General features: G+C 33.0%; 12 protein-coding genes. 3 read left to right on the forward strand and 9 right to left on the reverse strand.

The window, feature by feature from the left end; genetic code table 11:
* Positions 1 to 24 precede the first annotated feature (24 nt).
* From AAGD42_RS01630 to AAGD42_RS01650, 4 genes are all read right to left on the reverse strand, one after another.
* A complete protein-coding gene (locus AAGD42_RS01630) occupies positions 25 to 2,697 on the reverse strand; it encodes a hypothetical protein (protein ID WP_341753019.1) in 2,673 nt (890 codons plus the stop codon).
* 157 nt (positions 2,698 to 2,854) lie between these two features.
* A complete protein-coding gene (locus tag AAGD42_RS01635; protein ID WP_341760749.1) occupies positions 2,855 to 4,183 on the reverse strand; it encodes an ankyrin repeat domain-containing protein in 1,329 nt (442 codons plus the stop codon).
* 322 nt (positions 4,184 to 4,505) lie between these two features.
* Entirely contained in the window at positions 4,506 to 6,275 is a 1,770-nt protein-coding gene (locus AAGD42_RS01645) for an ankyrin repeat domain-containing protein (protein ID WP_341753021.1), read from the reverse strand.
* Between the two features lie 7 nt (positions 6,276 to 6,282).
* Positions 6,283 to 6,846, reverse strand: a complete 564-nt coding sequence (locus AAGD42_RS01650; protein WP_341753022.1) for an ankyrin repeat domain-containing protein — start codon at positions 6,844 to 6,846, stop codon at positions 6,283 to 6,285.
* Between the two features lie 1,290 nt (positions 6,847 to 8,136).
* Here AAGD42_RS01650 and AAGD42_RS01655 point away from each other — a divergent pair.
* Positions 8,137 to 9,840 carry an AAA family ATPase gene (locus AAGD42_RS01655; protein ID WP_341753023.1) on the forward strand — a complete coding sequence of 568 codons (1,704 nt, stop codon included), beginning with the start codon at positions 8,137 to 8,139 and terminating at the stop codon, positions 9,838 to 9,840.
* 695 nt (positions 9,841 to 10,535) lie between these two features.
* Positions 10,536 to 13,136, forward strand: coding sequence for a hypothetical protein (locus AAGD42_RS01665; RefSeq protein ID WP_341753024.1), 2,601 nt, complete (start codon positions 10,536 to 10,538; stop codon positions 13,134 to 13,136).
* A gap of 72 nt (positions 13,137 to 13,208) precedes the next feature.
* On the opposite strand, the gene AAGD42_RS01670 is transcribed toward AAGD42_RS01665, so the two are convergent.
* From AAGD42_RS01670 to pyrH, 5 genes are all read right to left on the reverse strand, one after another.
* Positions 13,209 to 14,705 carry an NADH-quinone oxidoreductase subunit M gene (locus tag AAGD42_RS01670; RefSeq protein WP_341753025.1) on the reverse strand — a complete coding sequence of 499 codons (1,497 nt, stop codon included), beginning with the start codon at positions 14,703 to 14,705 and terminating at the stop codon, positions 13,209 to 13,211.
* Positions 14,706 to 14,725: 20 nt separating this feature from the next.
* Positions 14,726 to 16,216, reverse strand: coding sequence for an Asp-tRNA(Asn)/Glu-tRNA(Gln) amidotransferase subunit GatA (gatA, locus tag AAGD42_RS01675; RefSeq protein ID WP_341753026.1), 1,491 nt, complete (start codon positions 16,214 to 16,216; stop codon positions 14,726 to 14,728).
* Positions 16,217 to 16,219: 3 nt separating this feature from the next.
* Positions 16,220 to 16,522 (reverse strand): Asp-tRNA(Asn)/Glu-tRNA(Gln) amidotransferase subunit GatC, encoded by a 303-nt coding sequence (gene gatC, locus AAGD42_RS01680; protein ID WP_341753027.1) that lies wholly within the window; start codon positions 16,520 to 16,522, stop codon positions 16,220 to 16,222.
* Positions 16,523 to 16,689: 167 nt separating this feature from the next.
* A complete protein-coding gene (frr, locus tag AAGD42_RS01685) occupies positions 16,690 to 17,250 on the reverse strand; it encodes a ribosome recycling factor (RefSeq protein WP_094649316.1) in 561 nt (186 codons plus the stop codon).
* A 5-nt stretch (positions 17,251 to 17,255) separates the two neighbouring features.
* On the reverse strand, positions 17,256 to 17,972 hold the full coding sequence (gene pyrH, locus AAGD42_RS01690) for a UMP kinase (RefSeq protein WP_250311057.1): 717 nt from the start codon (positions 17,970 to 17,972) through the stop codon (positions 17,256 to 17,258).
* Positions 17,973 to 18,031: 59 nt separating this feature from the next.
* Between pyrH and AAGD42_RS01695 the strand changes: the two genes are divergently transcribed.
* Complete coding sequence (locus tag AAGD42_RS01695) at positions 18,032 to 18,190, forward strand: hypothetical protein (protein WP_341760750.1); 159 nt, start codon at positions 18,032 to 18,034, stop codon at positions 18,188 to 18,190.
* The last annotated feature ends 116 nt before the right edge of the window (positions 18,191 to 18,306 follow it).

An 18,306-nucleotide genomic window follows, 5' to 3' on the forward strand; every position in this document is an offset into this window, starting at 1 on the left:
AAATAATTCTTCTAATAAGCTAAATTAATAATCAGCTAAATTCGCCTTATTTAGCTGAATAATCCTGATAATATTAACCGCCTGAGCCGGTAAATCCTTAGCTAAACTAATCAAATTATTAATAGTATCTAAAGCTAAATCACCACTAATCACTACCAAAGAACTTAGACCTCCAAGCATCTCTCTCAAGGTATGAGAATCTTCTAGTAATTTATCAATATTACTATTAAAATATTCCTCAATAGCCTTATGTAATAACTTCGAGTAGCAGCCTTTACTAAGGAACCAACACAAATCCCGGTAAGATATCTGCTTAAAATCTATCAGCTGATTAATTACTTTAATATCTTCATTTGTACTCTCCTTTAAATCATTTGAGTATAGCAAAATTATTCGCTGCACTAATAGCAAACATTCACTAAATAAGTCAGGATTAACTATTAGTGTCTTACTAATTATCTGATATAATCTACCTATATTCTGTACGCCATCACCCTTAAGCAAATCAATTAACTTATTTAATTCCTCGCCAATTAGTTTAGACTTATCATATACTTTAGCTATACTATGCTCCGCTAACTCATCATTGAGCAACTTATCTAGTGAGTCCAAACTTGTATTAAATAATATTTGATAATGTATTTGTGAGTGGTGTTCTTTTATATAATCAAATAACTCCTGCTTAAGTAAAGCTGGATGCTTCTCAGCAACAATCGCAAGTGCTGCTAAGGCTTCTGCGGCTAGAACATCATTATTTAATGCTTGTTCCAAAGAATTAATACTTACCTCAGTAAGTCTACCATGTTTTGCTGCTGCATATTTAGCCAGTAGTTTTGTTACAGCTAGTGCTGTTTTATAATCTATTACTTCAGTACTGGATTCTTTAGCAATTAGATTATTATCACCAATATCATCTAAAATATCTCCTGTAGCTCCAGTATCCTTGATTGACTGTAAATATTCTAAATCAAATTGCTTCCAATCAATATTATTTGCTAATGGTAGCTGACTATTATTATAATCAACTTCCATATAGATAGTTTGCTTTTCTCCTTTCAGTAACTTAGATACATCCTCCTCCCTTATTCCTCCTGCTACTCTTTGTAGCAACTCTATTGCCCTAATGCGTAATGTTATCCCATTATCAAGGTCTAGAATAAACTCTGTTAATGAACTAATACTCTGCTCAGGAAGCTTACCTGAATTACTAGCAATAATCTCCAAAGTTCCTAATATTCGATCGAGCCCCAATGATTGACCAAGATATTTCTCACATATAATATCAGTCAAACTATCATCTTGAATCTTAAATCTAGCAAAATTCTCAAATGCTCCGACAATATTATTGATATTATTTTGATTTGGACTATTAGTGCAGCTCTTCAATAATGCTATACTTGTATTGATGGTCAAAACTGGAATCTTATTATGCGAGGCTAATCTCGCTAATATTTCAGATATGTTAGCAAGATTAGCATTATTTATCGGATTATTACTAAGGCTACTTATCAAGACTTCCAAACATTCCCCTGATATATTGCAGCCTTGCGTTAATAGCATTGCACAAATATTTGTGCTAAATGTTAAGATAGATGGATAACCTGCACGAAAATAAGAGCTAAGCAGTAACTCTGTCACATATTTCTCATAACAACATATGAATTCTGTATTAACAGGGATTTTACATCGTAAGATTTTATTTAACAATACTTGAGTATATTTTAAAGCTTGATAATAATCATTTAATAACCAAGTTTTATTTGGTAGATTAATATTATATAAGTCTAATATAAACTTTGAAGAATTTTCAGTAAGAATAACATCTGGACTATCTAACAGATAACCAAATTGATTTGGGACACTACCTTGACTTATAATTTTTTGCTTTGTTTGGCAAACCTTACTCTCTATTTTTAATAATTTTTCTAAACATTGGAAGTTATTTTTTAGTTCATTAATGACAGGTTTAAAGAAATCTGCATTACCAATTATCTTTGCCATTTCAGATAAAAAGCTTATATCTTGGAATAATTTGAAAAAGTCTAATATTTGAGGTGCTAGTTTTTCTTTAAGAGAATTATTATCATTGAAACTCTGAACAATTAATAATAATTGCTGCTTATATACTGAGTTATCGGTACCACCAATCTTACTTGCCTTAATAAATTTTAGTACATTATCTATTACTTCAGTACTAATCTTACCTTTAGCTAATAATAATTCAATAATAGGAGTGGAAAAATTGGAATCAAGAGAGATAACTAACGTGTTAAGCTTGATATTTTGCTGATCACTAACTACATATTCTCCATTGATCAGTACATGACAAATAGTAGTTCTATGCTCTGAATAATTATCGCTAAGTAATAATGTTATTAATTGATCGTTAACATAGCTGGATAGAACAGCATTACCATGTTCTCCAACCGCTTTTAATGTATCTAAACATTTACCGAGAATATTAGAGTTTGATTCTTTCTGGGGGCTAGCAATGATGTTATCTAATAATGAACTAACTAATATATAACCTTGAGTCCTGATCTCTTCATTTGTAGCATCAGGTGTGATAGGTAAAACAATCCCACTACTGTGAGCAAACTCTACAATTTCTTTAAAATATGGTTGCTTTACTACATCAAGAGCTAAAACCCCGCTACCTATAATTTCTGTAGCAGAATTATCATATAATTCTGGCATTTACATTTACATATATTAGCTAATTCAAATTATTTGCTGTTGGTAAGTGATATTCCCTTCTGCAATTCCCTAAGAGAATCATGTTTATTTGCAGCTAAAAAGAGCCAAATATAGAATTATTTTAGTTATTTCCAACTGTTTCCTATGAAACAGCATATTAATGGGAAGAATAATCACCATATTCTCCTTGTAGGGTTATATCTTCATTACAATGCTCTATATCATGATCTAAGGATATTGTCAGAGTATTAAACTCCTCAGCTAAACGCTGTTCCTCAACTCCACTAACTCCTTCTTCAATAGCTTTATTACTATTAACTTGCTCATGCTCATTTTCATGGTTTTGCTTGCTAAGCAAATATTGTTGTAGCGATATTTCTTCACCTCGCAACAGTTTAATTACAGTTTCAATATCTTGGTATTCTAATATCTTATCTTTCAGAGCCTGCTCAACTTTCGAACCAAGCTGAGCTATTTCTGCCTGTAAATTGCTATGCAGAGTTACCATTTCTAAAATCTCTGTATTCCCTGATCTAACAGCAATTTTCAGAGCTGATTCACCATTATTAGTTAAAATTTTTGCACTGGCACTATCTAACTGCAAAATCTTTTGAACCATTTCTGCTTTTTGTGCAGAAATGGCAATTTGCAAAAGCGTATAACCAGCAAATTTTTGTGATAGGAGACTATTATCATAAGATGATAATTTACTGATAGTAACAATATCATTTTGACCTATCGCCTCCACTACCGTACTAGTTAAATCCTGTCCTGTTGCTAGAATCTTTTTAATAAAGCTTTCGTTACCACTATGTATTAATTGTTGTAATAATGTTTTGCCCTCTATTTGATAATCACAACAATTAGCCCCATAATTTAGAGCTAAAACAAATAATTCATTATTTGTTTTCTTGATAGCATAATATGCTAACTGATTAGCATCAACTCCTAGAGATTTTATCATACTAATCATTGTCATTGATTCACTATCATACTTACCAAATAGCTCAGATAAAAAAAATGCTCGCTGCTGGCTATCAGCTGATTTCAGCATATCCAAAACAGCTTTTTGCTGCTGGCTAATATTAGCACTTATTACGTCATTGCCATGTTTTACCGCTTCTAATTTTGCTTTTTCAGCAGCTATAGCCTCTAATCTTGCTTTTTCAGCAGCTATTTTTTGCTGTCTCTCCTGCTCAATAGCCGCTAACCTTGATTGTTCTTCTTGTTGTCTTAAGGAGTTAATTTGTGAATCTAAATTTCTAATTCTCTCATTTGCCGCTGCTATATCTCTATCATAGTCCCCTTGTCTAAATCTTCTCTCTGTGTGTTGTTTATAATAGGGGTCGGCATTTATCCATAAAATATAGGTTCTATGTTTTGTTGTTACTGTTTCATTATAATAATACGATTCCCTATTAATATTGTTCTTATGATTAACCGCTGTTGCTCTCTGGTTAGAAAGTTCTTGTATACGTTGTTTCATATATCATCACCCTTAACACAAAAGTTTTTTAACACCATCATAATTTCTTCCTTCCTAATTCCTATAGCTAACCTGATTAGCATTATTCCGTTATTGCGAAACCAATAGCGATCGTGGCAATCCATTTCTGGTTACTTTCCTGGATTGCTTAGTCGACTTACGCCTTCTAACAATGATGTCAATCTGCTATGGCTAAATACTAATCAGATTAGCTATAGTCAATTGATGAGAAGTTGGTGACGTCGTCACTCGTCGCTCGCCTATTACTTATAGGCGTCGCTCCATCGTTCCTAGCACCAAATTCCCCTGAATTGACTATATATCAAATAGCAAAATCATTTATACCTATAATACTTGCTTCAAACTCACCAATAGACGGTAAATTTTCTGGATGCTCAAGCCAAGGTAGAGCTTCAGGAAAATTATCTTTTGCTAAATCAATGGCACTTTTACCTTCTTTATTTTTGACTGTGCTAGATGCCGAACGCTCTAGCAAATATTTTATCGCAGTTAGCTTCTTATCCACTTCAATAGTATTTTCCGCACTAACTAGAAAATGCAATGGAGTATAGCCATCATTATTTACTTCGTTTATTGATGCCCCATGATCAAGTAACAATTTTATTGCCCCAGTATTAGCTCTATAACATGCCATGTGTAATGGCGTGTCACCATCATACATTGATTGTTTGACATCCGCACCTTTGCTAACTAAAAACTTAACTATATTTGGTTGTATTGGTTGCCCTGCATAACCTAAAGAATAATATAACGGTGATGCCTCCTCTTTATCAGCTTTATTTACGTTTGCACCTTTAGCAACTAACCACTCTATTACTTGTAACTGTTCCTTACATATTGCTGTTTGCAAAGCTGTACAACCATCACTTTGACGAATAGCATTGATATCAGCCCCTTTATCAATTAACCACTTAACTATGTCAACATGCCCCTGTTGCGATGCTAACCATAAAGCAGTATATTGTTCAGTATTAGTTGTTTTGTAATCAATATCTAAAATTGTAGGAGCTAATATCTTCATTATCTCAATGAACCCTTTGAAACTAGCTATATGCCATGGAAGTACACCTTCATTACTTGCAATATTAGTATCTGCTTGTTGGTTTATTAGCAATTCTGTTATTAATTTATTACCATTCGATACAGCACAAAATAAAGAAGTTGCTCCAACGATACTTTTGGCGTTAATATTAGTTCCTTTGGTTAAAATATTTTTGACAATATTAATATCTTCTAAATTTACTCCCCAATGCAATGCTATCCATCCACCAGCATCAACTATATTAACATCAGCTCCTCTGGCTAATAATTCTTCTGCTACTTCAGGATGCTTTTTTTGCATTGCTACATGTAGAGGGGGCATACCAGTGGTTACTCGGACAATATTTAAGTCAGCTCCTAGGTCTGCTAGAATTTTTACTATCTCTAACTTACCATCTTGAGCTGCTAGCCATAAAGCAGTAACCTTATGTTCATCAGTAGTTCTAGCATTTATATCATCATACTTAACTAATAAGTTTATTAGTTCTAATGCATTATTATTAACAGCCAAATGTAATGGATACCCTCCATCTTTAGCTGCAACATTAACATCAGCCCCCTTATTTAGTAAAAATTCTACCATAGGCTTTTTATCATTACAAATCACAAAAGATAAAGCTGTCCCTCCACCACTATTTTGGCTGTTAATATCAACCCCTTTGTTTAAAATTAATTGTAAAATATTAGTATCTTCCAGAAGGGTAGCATAATGTAAAGACATGTTACCTTTAAAATCTTTTATACTAAAATCCAACTGAAATTGATTGACAAAACAAGAAGCCAAATAGTTAAATTTATGAGTACAAGCTAGAAAGAATGGTGTAAGCCCCTTATCATTCTGTGCGTTAATATCAGCCCCCCTATCGGTTAAAAATTTAGTGATAGCCAGTGTTTTTTCTTGCTGTATTGTGTACCCATCACTCTCTCTCCTACCTATCATTATTGCACCCATATTACTTTCTAAGTCACAAACTGCATGTCCTCCTTGCTCTACATCAAAGTATGCTAAATTAGTTAACTTTAATTCCAATTGTACTTCACTGAAAAATAAAACATTGCGTATTAGCTATAATAAGATGAAGAGCTGTACCACCATCAAAGAGGGCAGATTTATAATTAATATCAGCAGTTTTCTCAGCAATCTGTTTTATATATTTTATATGAGGAATCTGAGCACAATATATCAAAGCATTCGCCCCTTGCTTATCTATTAAATTAACATCCGCTCCTTTTTGCAAGAGTTTATCAACCCCATAATAAAACCCATTAATAATTGCATGCATCAAAACTGTCTTGCCATCTATATCTTGATAATCTAAATCTGTAATCTTGGCAAGTGCAAGATCAAAAGCTGCTAAGTGTTGAGATTTACTTGCTTCCTTAAGCACATCAGTATGAGCTAATTCCTCTGGAGAAATAGTTTTGGTTATTACTATTAAGGGATTTAAAGTAATAGCCTTTAATTCTCGATATGAATTGAATAAATATTTAAAAGTATTAGAAATATTTACTTGCTTTTGTAGTTGATCACTTAAAGTAGCCTGTTGTGCTAGTGCCTGACTTAACTGATTAGATAAACTTTCTAAGTTACTCTTACTCATAAATTATTACCTTGTTAATTCAATACCGTCCTAAATATATCTATAATCACCTTGATAGTATTAGTAGAGTTCATTTAATTATTATAAATCCATATATAATCAATCGCATTATTGTGTAATTCTAAAACTGCTTTATCGCTACTTGAATGGAAATCAATACCTGCTTAGGAGTCCACATTTTATGTACTATGCAATCAAGTTCATAACTCCTGCTAAAATACAACCCACCATCTTAAAAGTTGTTAAAATGACTTCTGAGATAGTGAGTAAATTATAAATTCAAAGAGTCCTTAAACTATCAATCATGATGCGAACTATCTCCCATCAAACTTTGCTGAATGGCAGTTGTATCTGTTATCTCTTCCGTATGATAAAGATGTGTTGCAACTACAACTGATTTGTCACAATGGCGACATCTGAACCGCCTATAGTTAGCGAACCATACATTTTTATATCGTATACGCCACTATGATGAAAATATATTTTAGCTACAGTTTGGTTATTAGAATTTTGTTTGATAACTATTCATTTTGTGTTTTCATGATATTTACTCCCATTTTAATTGTGTTAGTTTAGCAATCAGCTTTACAGCTAATTAAGCATCATCTCAAAAGTTAGGTTGTTGTTTCAACATCCATTCTACTGTTGAGTTAATTATCTTTACACATTCTTAATTTTAATGACAACAATTTATATACTATTTATCATAATATTTATTCTATAGGTTATAAATCTACCACAGTAAAAGTTTTTTCTATATAGCTGTAACTAATCCGATAGGAATTGTCATTATAATTTAGGCTATTTCTTCTTTTACTCTACTGTGTAAAGCAAATTTACTATCATTAATAACAACTCATGCACTGATTTCAACAGATAAATTTAGGAAACTTATTATTTACCACATATAGCTTAATCAAATAGAATGGCGACAAGAAGATAAAAATATAGAGAGAAAAAATTATAATAAAATCAGATACCAGGAAGTTATAATTTTTTTCAGGTACTTTGTGCAGCCTTGGCTGATGTTGCCATATGATACCAGAGTATAATTTTATGTAGGGTACTAAAGGATTAATATACCGCGTCAATTATTTCAATTGGTATTATATGGTTAAGCTAGACACTGTTAACAAAGGTATTTAACCAACTAGTTATCATATTTTTAGTACAAATTATAAAAAAGAGATATATTATAATTTTATAGTAAAAATTTTGCTAATTAGCTATTAGTGGAGAATAAAAAAGGAGTATAATGGATATTATAGTTGGAAGGAACAGGTGAAAACAATGATAGAAGAAACAAACAAAATTGACGCTAATTATCAACCAACCATGCTAGTTGGTACTGATGATTTTAAGAAATTGTTGCTTAATAGCAATGTATTTGTTGATAAGAGTCTAATGATCAAAGAACTATTGGCTGATGGTGGGGATGTCGTATTAATCACTCGTCCAAGGCGTTGGGGGAAGAGTCTTAATATGGACATGGTGCGGAGATTTTTTGAGATAGAGGTAGATCAACATGGCAATCCTATACTACAAGAACAAAGAGTGAACTATAAACTATTTGCTGGTGGAGAGGTAGATTTAGGATTAACTAGTGGTAAAAAAAGATTACTACAGCCTTTACAAATAGCAAAATACTCAGAGATTATGCTTGATTACCAAGGTCAATTTCCAGTTATTATTATAAGTTTCAAGGGTGTTAGGGGTAGTAGTTATGAAGAAATTGAAAGTAAAATCAGATATCAAATAACTGAATTATTTAGGGAATATCATTACTTAAAAGCAAAAGATGATGATACGCTAGATGCCGGACGAAAAGAGCAATTAACTAGATATTTTTCTGGAAAGTTTAACAAAGTAGAGCTTGAGAATAGTTTAAAATTTTTAAGTGACTTACTTTTTAAACATTTCAATCAAAAGGTCTATATACTAATTGACGAATATGATACGCCAATTAATAGTGCATATATGAAATTTGGCAATAATTCAGAAGAATTTGAGGAAGTACTATCTCTATTTCGGGCAATATTTGGTAATAGTCTTAAAACCAATGATTCATTACAAAAAGGCTTCATTACCGGCATATTGCTTGTTGCTAAGGCTAATTTGTTTTCAGATTTGAATAATTTAACTGAATGTAGTTTACTAGATGAAAGATTTTCTAGCAGTTACGGGTTTACTCAAGCAGAAGTTGATGAATTATTAACTAAAGTACCAACCACTACAAAGCCAGAAGAAATTAAAAATTGGTATAATGGCTATAATTTTGGTGGAGAAGTCATTTATAATCCATGGTCAATTATGCAATGTTTGGCAAGTAAAGGCAAGCTTGATCATTATTGGATTGATAGTGGTGGGACTGATTGGATTGATCATGTATTGCTTTCAGATGAGATGCAACAAAATATCCAGGCTTTAGCTGCAGGTAAAACTATTACTTCTTCTATTACTAAACATATAAATTTTGCTGATATTAACCAACCAGAAGGGTTATTTAGCTTATTATTATTTAGTGGCTACCTAAACACAACTACCAAGATGCCAGAAAGAGATATTTATGATTTATCTGCTCCTAACTACGAGGTGAAATATATTTATGAAAAGAGAATGCTACAATGGGTTACTAAACAAATAAAAATTGATAATTCTGGCTATTATTCTTTCGTTACTTTATTACCAGATGGTAAAATAGAGGCGTTTAAAGAGCGTTTGCAAGAGTTACTGCTTAATTCTACTAGTTTTTATCAAACAGGAGAGAAAAAAGCCGAATTATTTTATAGTGGCTTTATGCTCGGCTTTATTAATATGCTAGGTTCTAGTTATATAATATCGAGCGAACAAGAATCAGGAGATGGTCGTCCAGATATGATGATGATCCCAAAAGTTGGTAAAGGCGATAAAGCGATGATTATCGAGTATAAAATCGCTAAATCCTCAGAAGATCTAGCAGATATAGCCAAATCTGGCTTACAACCAAATTATTAACAAAAAATATGATAGTAAAATAAAAGAGCATTCACATGTAAAACAAATATTAAAAATTTCCTTAGCATTTTCTGGAAAAAATATGGAGTTACAATATGAAGTAACGAATCTCTAATAATAGAGCGTAAGCACTTGTATAATAAGCAATTTGGTATCTGACTGGGTTCTGAAATTGTTCACTACGCCCCGCCAATACTTATTACCCTTCCAGGGATTTTGTAATTTTATAAAGCAATTCATATGCTCCCTATATGCTCCTTACAAGTTGGAAAATAAGGGGTATATTTGCTCTTAACCCCTCTTTAGTACTTGTGTTCAGCTGGAGGGATTATGCAACAAATAGTCAACTCTTCCTCCATCACTACCGATATTGGTGCCATAGTATAGACAAAATTTTACAAGACGATTATAGTCAATTGATGAGAAGTTGGTGACGTTGTCGCTCAATGCTCGCCTATTACTTATAGGCGTCGCTCCATCGCTCCTAGCCCCAAATTCTCCTGAATTGACTATATATTAAAATATTTGGTATGAAACTTATGGGTATTAGGATTATAGACAATTAGTCATTTTAACTGAGGCGGTAAATATACAAAAAATAGCTATCTCGAATAGTACATATCAATTATGGATATAAGTTATGTATTGCGTTTTTCACGCGTTCCGTTACAATGAACCAAATAGGGAGTATATTTATGAGTAATGATAGAATTTCAGAAGCAGTGAAGATAGTAGGAGGTTATTCTTTTTTGATTGAAGAAGATGAGCGAGCTAAAAGCTCCTTAGAAAGTGCGTTAACTAAATTTTTTGATACTATCAATTCTGATGAAAAGGAGGAATATTTTAAAATAATAGTAAAATATGGTAATGTTCCTTCCCCTAAATTAGAAAATTTACGCACTGAACTGAATGGCTTATTTGACAAGCAACAATATCTAGCAGTAAATAATCCAGCTATTAAAGAGCTTAGTCGCTGCGATACTCAGTATGCTAGAACAGACCTTCAAGATACAATTAGCAAGGCTGTGTTAAATAATGACAAAATTGATCAGTCAAATAAACCAAATGTTTCACAGATTGATCCTGTTATTGTAAATATTGACAACCAGAAATATGCTGTATGTGTACAAGATGATAACAAATATTTAGTCGGGCTTGAGAACCAAACAACTAATGCTATGGTATTAGCATATAATCAAGCAAATGGTATCACAGGTATTTTTAGTAATAGTGATATGTATGATATTAAACAAATTAGTGTTAACGGAGAATCTAAGGAGATATTTTTGGGAAGCTTTACAACAGGTACTAGCAGCACAGCTCATAGTGTAGAAGTAGTAATATACAAAGATACGGATGGTCAATATAGGACAACCGTTCTTGATCAAACATCATTTAAGAATAATCCAGACGCTAAGCCAGAATACCAAGAGAAATATCAAGGATTTATCAAAGATATCCACTCGGCTATTAAGACACAATATAAAGATATAATTATTGATGAACAGAATATAGATTTTCGGCATGGTGTCTACCAGGTAGAGGGTAATTTGGCTGGATGTTTAGATGGATTAATATTTTTTGCGGATGACTTAATAAAAGAAAATTTTGATGTTCATAAGGCATTAACTCATGCAGCAGAAGAAATTCCGCTATCTCGTATGGCATTATCTAGGTTTAATGCTACGTGTGCGGTCATGGAACATAATGAGCAGAAAGTAGGATTGGAACAAATTCCTCTTGGTGATATTGACAAGAAACTAGATTTAAGAGAATTTTTTACTAATAACAGTGATGTAGAAACAATAAAGAAAATTCGTGATGGTAGTTATAGTAACGTAGAATTAGCAAAAATTTTTGTTGATGACTTTGGCACACAAGATAAGTACCTTAATGAGGAGGTTAAAAAAAGCTTAAAGGAATCTTTGGATAAGTTTAACGATACTACAGAAATAAAACTACTTACTAGCGGCAATTTTGATAACAAAGCACTAGCAAAAATTATTACTAATAACTTTACTCATGAAGAATTAGCAGACACATTTATTACTAAATGCGGGGGTGAAAAATTATTTCCAGAAATTATTACTGATAACTTTACTGCTAAAGAATTAAGCACAATTGAAAAAGGAGACAAGAAGCAAGGGATAACAATTATTATTAAAAAGTTTGATATCAACCAACTAGCAGAAATTTTTATTGACAATTATAATGAGGAGGTATTAAGTAGAACCCGCAGTGGTGCAAGTACAATGGAAGATATTTTTAGTAATAACATTCCGAGAGGGCAAAGCTCTCTGTATACCAAAGAATTAGCACTAATTCGTGATAATGCAGCGACTCAAGAAGCTAAAGAAGCGGTGCTGACTAAGCAACTTTATAAAACAAAACTAAAAACAACCCTTGAGAGTAAATTTCGGAAAACAGAGCTGGAGAAAATTCTTGAACGATCTTATGAAAAAGGAGAATTAGAAACAATGCTGAAGAAGGCTTTTGTGGAAAACAAACCTTCTATTAAAGCTGTGGTAGATGATATAGGTTTCCTAAGAAAATTAACAGACGCTGAATTACAATCCCTTAAAGGCAAGGAAGTTCAAGGCAAGATAACTCAGTTACCAAAGCAGGAGGTTATACAACTACAGACTGCTAAACAACAGGATGCAACACTAGATAACCAGCCTATAACACCGTTAGAACATACTGTTACGCCAATTATTGAACCACAGAACCAGCTTATACCACCGTTAAAACCTACTGTTGTGCAATCTGTTAAGCCAGGTCTTAATTCCCAATTATATAATTTAGAGTTACGTCAAAAAGCAACTCTGATAGCAAGTAATTTAACCCAACAAAATAGTACTAATACTATTGCATCAACAATCAATATTGTAGAGACAGTAGTTGCTAATCAAGATACTTTGTCTGAAGTGATTGGAAAAGAAAGGGGAAAATCTCTGGAAAACAAAATTAACTCAATAAAAGAGAAACATCAGCAAGGCGATATAAAGGGTGTTGATCAAGGGTTCAAAGAATTAGCTAATGACTGCATAAAAATACAAGATACAAAAATGCCTTCAACTTGGCAAAAAATTGTTAATGTAATCAAGACTGCTGCTTCGGTTGTGTCTGCTGCTATTAGGGGAAAGTCAAGCGATATTAATATAAAAATGCCATTGTTTAGAAAAGCGTTGAAAGAATTAGGGGGACATGATAGTAAGTTCTCTAAGTGTTCATCAATGGCTCAGGACATTTCGCAAAGCAATAAGCATAAATCTTCGTATCAAGGCAGGGCGTAGTGTGACTAGTTGCACGCTTTTTAACAATGAGTAACGACATCACCAACTTCTCATCAATTGACTATATCACAACTATTTTACAACAGATAATAGTTGTGACAAAATTTTGTGGATTGATACATCAAGCATGTTGATAATTGCATTTGGCAGCAAACCTAAGTAAATTATTGTTATACATAATGGTATAATTGCAATCATTTCATAGAGATATAAATCTTTAAAGCTTGCAACCTGAACATTAGTAATTTGTCCTAGCATTACTTCTTTGTAAAGTTTTAGCATATAAACAGCTCCAAGAATAATACCAACAGCACTTATCATAGCTAGCACTATATTGGCTTGATAAATACCTATTAAACTTAAAAATTCTCCTATAAAACCGCTAGTGCCTGGTAAACCTATAGAGCCAAGCATGGCGATCATAAACAAAGTGGCAAGTATTGGCATTTTATTTGCTACACCACCATATTGGTCTATTTCCTTAGTATGCAATCTATCATATAAAGTACCAACTATCAAAAACAAAGTAGATGCTACCACACCATGACTAATCATTTGATATATTGCCCCCTTAATTCCCACTTCTGTCAAACTAAAAATCCCAGCAGTAACGTAGCCCATATGAGCTATCGATGAATAAGCTATCATCTTTTTCATATCTCTTTGAGCTAGTGCCACTAATGAACCATATATTACAGCAAATATACTCAGCACTAATACATAAAATGCAAATTCTTTTGATATATTTGGAAACATTGGTAATGACACTCGTAAAAAACCATATGCTCCAAGTTTTAATAATATACCAGCCAAAATGACAGACCCAGCAGTTGGTGCTTGTACGTGTGCATCAGGAAGCCATGTGTGGAATGGTAGCATAGGAACTTTTACCGCGAAGGCTATAAAGATTGCCAACCATAAAACTCTCTGCACCGATAATGCTAATAAAGGTATTGATTCGTTCAGAACAAGCATATTAAAGCTGTGAACTTGGCTATAAATATATAGCAGCGACAATAAGAAAAATACCGAACCAAAGAAAGTATAGAGGAAGAACTTCACAGCCGCATAAACTCTATTTTCACCTCCCCAAATTCCTATAATTAGATACATTGGGATTAATATTACTTCAAAAAATAAGTAAAATAATAGTAAATTCATTGAGGAAAAAGCCCCAATGCAAAAAGATTCAATTAATAAAAAACAAAACAAAAATTCTTTAATATATTTTTTGACGGTAAATAGACTAGCTATAATGCAGATAAGGGTTAAAAAGCTGGTCAGAACAACAAAAAATACTGAGATTCCATCGACTCCAATGTGGAATTCAAGACCTATATATTGAACCCAATTATAGCATTCGACAAACTGATAAAGTTTTGATGTACTATCAAATTGAACTAATAAACAAATAGTAGCTATTAATGTTAGTACAGAGCTTAAAACTGCAACATATATCGCATAAACTTGTTTATTAACCGACCTACTCTGTCTAATAAACAGCAGGATATATAATGCACTTAGTAAAGGCAAGAAAATGCTTATTGATAAGATCGGTAACTCTGGCATTCTAAACTCTAATAATCCAATTAACTCCGTTTATTAGAATATATAAAACTAATATTTTTCGAACCACGCTCGATTGCTGCTGCCGCCTTTAAAGTATTATATTCATCAAGGGCTTTGCCTATTACTTGCATCCCAAGAGGTAATCCTCTAGAAGATAAAGCAGCTGGTACAGAACAACAAGGAAGACCGGCAAGACTAGCTGGAATAGTAAATAAATCGTTTAAATACATTGTCACAGGATTATCTTGTTTCTCACCTAAGTTAAAGGCTTCGGATGGGGCAGATGGCAAAATTATTGCCTCAACTTGCCCAAAAGCTTTGTTAAAATCATCTGAAATCAAGCGTCTTATTTTTTGTGCTTTTAAATAATAAGCATCCATAAGAGTAGATGAAAGCAAATAAGTACCAATCATAATACGTCTTTTAACTTCAGAGCCAAAACCAGCACTCCTTGTTTTTTGATACATTTCTTCAATAGATACTCCATCATTTTCTGCTCTAAAACCATATCTTACACCGTCATATCTTGATAAATTAGATGAGGTTTCAGCAGGTGCTATCACATAATATGCAGATAGTGCATATTTAGAATATGGTAATGAAATATCAATAATTTCTACCCCATCATTTTTAAGAATATCAATAGTATTTTTCCACATCTTAATAATGTCAGGCTGTACACCCTGTTTTCTCATAAGATCAAATGGAACGCCTATCTTCATATTTTTTACACTAGCATTACATGCTGACCTTAGTTGTGGTACCTCGGAGTCGATAGAAGTAGAATCCTTCTCATCAAATCCCATCATGGCTTGTAGCATTAAAGCGTTATCTTCAACAGTTCTTGTAAGCACGCCAGCTTGGTCAAGCGAACTAGCAAAAGCAATCATCCCATATCTAGAACATCGACCATATGTTGGTTTGAATCCGACAACCCCGGTATAACTGGCAGGTTGACGAACAGAGCCACCTGTATCACTTCCAAGAGCTGCCATAGCTAAAAAAGCACTAACAGAAGCTGAGGCTCCCCCAGAAGAACCACCTGGGACTAGTGGAGTGGCAGGTGCGTCTACAGCCTTCCAAGGACTAATAACGTTACCGAAATAGCTGGTAATATTAGCAGAACCCATGGCAAATTCATCCATATTAGTCTTACCAAGCATTATTGTACCATGCTCTTGCACTTTATTACTTACAGTCGATTCGTATGTTGGTATAAATTTACTAAGCATTCTTGAGCCTGCAGTAGTTAATACTCCTTTTGTACAAAAAAGATCTTTTACAGAGATGGGAATTCCTTCTAATGACTTTTCTATTCCTTTATGGTAATTTTGATCAGCAATTTTAGCTTGCTGTAAAGCCGTATCTGTAGTTTCAGTAATATAGGCATTCAGCTCTTTATGCTTATCCATTTCTGCAATATGAGCTTTAGTTAGCTCAACACATGAGAATTCTTTGCTCTTTAGGGCTTTCAGGGCTTGGGTTATGGTTAATTTTATAATTTCTGACATATTTTACTCTACTACTTTTGGTACTACAAAACATTTTACTTCTCTGGCAAGTTCTGCTTTATCATTTGGCAGGTTAGCAAATAACTCATCAGAGAGATCACCATACAATACTTGGTCTTTTCGCATTCTTTGGTTCATACCACAAACTGAAGTAAGTGGTTGAACGTTACTACAATCTACATCGTTTAAAATGTTAATCATATTCATGATCTCAGTCAGCTGCTGGGAAAAACTATTTATTTCCTCTTGGCTAAAATCAAACCTAGCAAGTTTTGCTATTCTTTGTACTTCTTCATTTGTAATCATTATATACCTAAATATTTAAAGTCAATGTTGTTTAAAATAATATTATACCATGAAATATATCTACACTAATAGCATGAAGTCATTTTTTAAAAAATATGTCCCTTATTATTCAGTATATTTCCTGCATATACGGCAATAACATCATTGTTATTAGGGAATTTAGACTTTTAAACAGTCATTATTTCTTGTTCTTTTTGCTTAACATGCGAGTCGACTTTATTACTATACTCATCAGTTAATTTTTGGATTTCTTCTGAAAAATTATGGTGTTCGTCCTTAGTTATGATATTATCTTTTTCTGACTTTTTTAACTCCTCATTACCGTCCCTTCTGATATTACGCAATGCAATTTTAGTATTTTCTCCATATTTGTGAGCAAATTTAACAAGCTCTTTGCGACGTTCTTCAGTAAGTAATGGAATGGTAATTCTAACTAATTGTCCATCTGATGACGGATTTAGACCTAGATTTGCATCAGTAATGGCTTTTTCTACAGCTTTTATCATAGATTTATCCCACACTTGCACCGTGATAGTCCTGGCATCTGGAGTAGAAAGACTTGCTACTTGTGACAAAGGCATTTTATCTCCATAGGCTTCAACCAATACCGGATCAAGTAAATTAACTGAAGCTCGACCAGTTCTGAGTCCCTTAAGTTCGTGATCCAATATTTTTAACGAGCTATCCATTTTTGATTGTAACTCTTTATATATAGTTGTTTTATCCATATCTATTAATCTTCTTGAATTTTTGTATACTCACCTTTTCCTTGCAGTACTTTTGCAAAGTTACCTTTCTCTCTAATTGAAAATACCTTAATTGGCAAGTTATTTTCTCTAGCCACTGCAACGGCAGCAATATCCATAACTTGTAAGTTCTCTTTTAGAAGATCAGTATAACTGATAGTGGAATATTTTACTGCATTAGGGTTTTTCGTTGGATCGGAATCATATACACCATTAACTTTAGTGCCTTTTAATAATAAATCACAACTCATTTCAATGGCTCTTAGGACACCCGCACTATCAGTAGTGCAAAATGGATTACCAGTTCCGCCGGAAAAAATTACTACTCTACCTTTTTCTATATGTCTTTTTGCTTTACGACGTATATAAGGCTCACAAATACTCATCATGGGGATTGCTGAAAGGACTCTAGTATGAACGCCTAAACTTTCCATAATATTTTGTAAAGTAAGTGCATTTATTACCGTACCAAGCATGCCAATATAATCACCGGCAGCTCTTTCAATACCAAATGCAGAATTAGTTCCACGATAAATATTACCACCGCCAACAACCACACATACCTGTACGCCAAGATCTATTGCTTCCTTTATATCCTCAGCAATCCTTAATATTACAGAATATTCGTGACCAAATTGCTTATCACCCATTAAGGCTTCGCCAGAAACTTTTAGCAAAACCCGTTTATATTTTAAATGTGACATAAATTTTACATTGTTGTTAAATTTTTGATTTCTATAGATTCTCTATATACTCAAATGATTTGAAGAATTGGAACGTAAAACAAGGGGTGAGCGAGCGGAGCGTACATGAAGTACGTGAGTACGCGAATACCCCGAAGTTTTGCGGAGCCAATTCTTCAAAGCAGAAGAGTATACAAACCTACTTGGTAGCTGTGGGAGAAGCATCTTATAACCACTAAAACTAGTCGAACTATTATTTTTGTCAAGTATTATAGTTGTTTGATAATAATTATAGATTTAAAAATATTAGTTTAAAGCAAGGTAGGATTACACTTATTAAGTTAAATATAATGTT

Origin of the sequence: Candidatus Tisiphia endosymbiont of Dioctria linearis (assembly GCF_964026545.1) — a bacterium.
GTDB lineage: Bacteria > Pseudomonadota > Alphaproteobacteria > Rickettsiales > Rickettsiaceae > Tisiphia.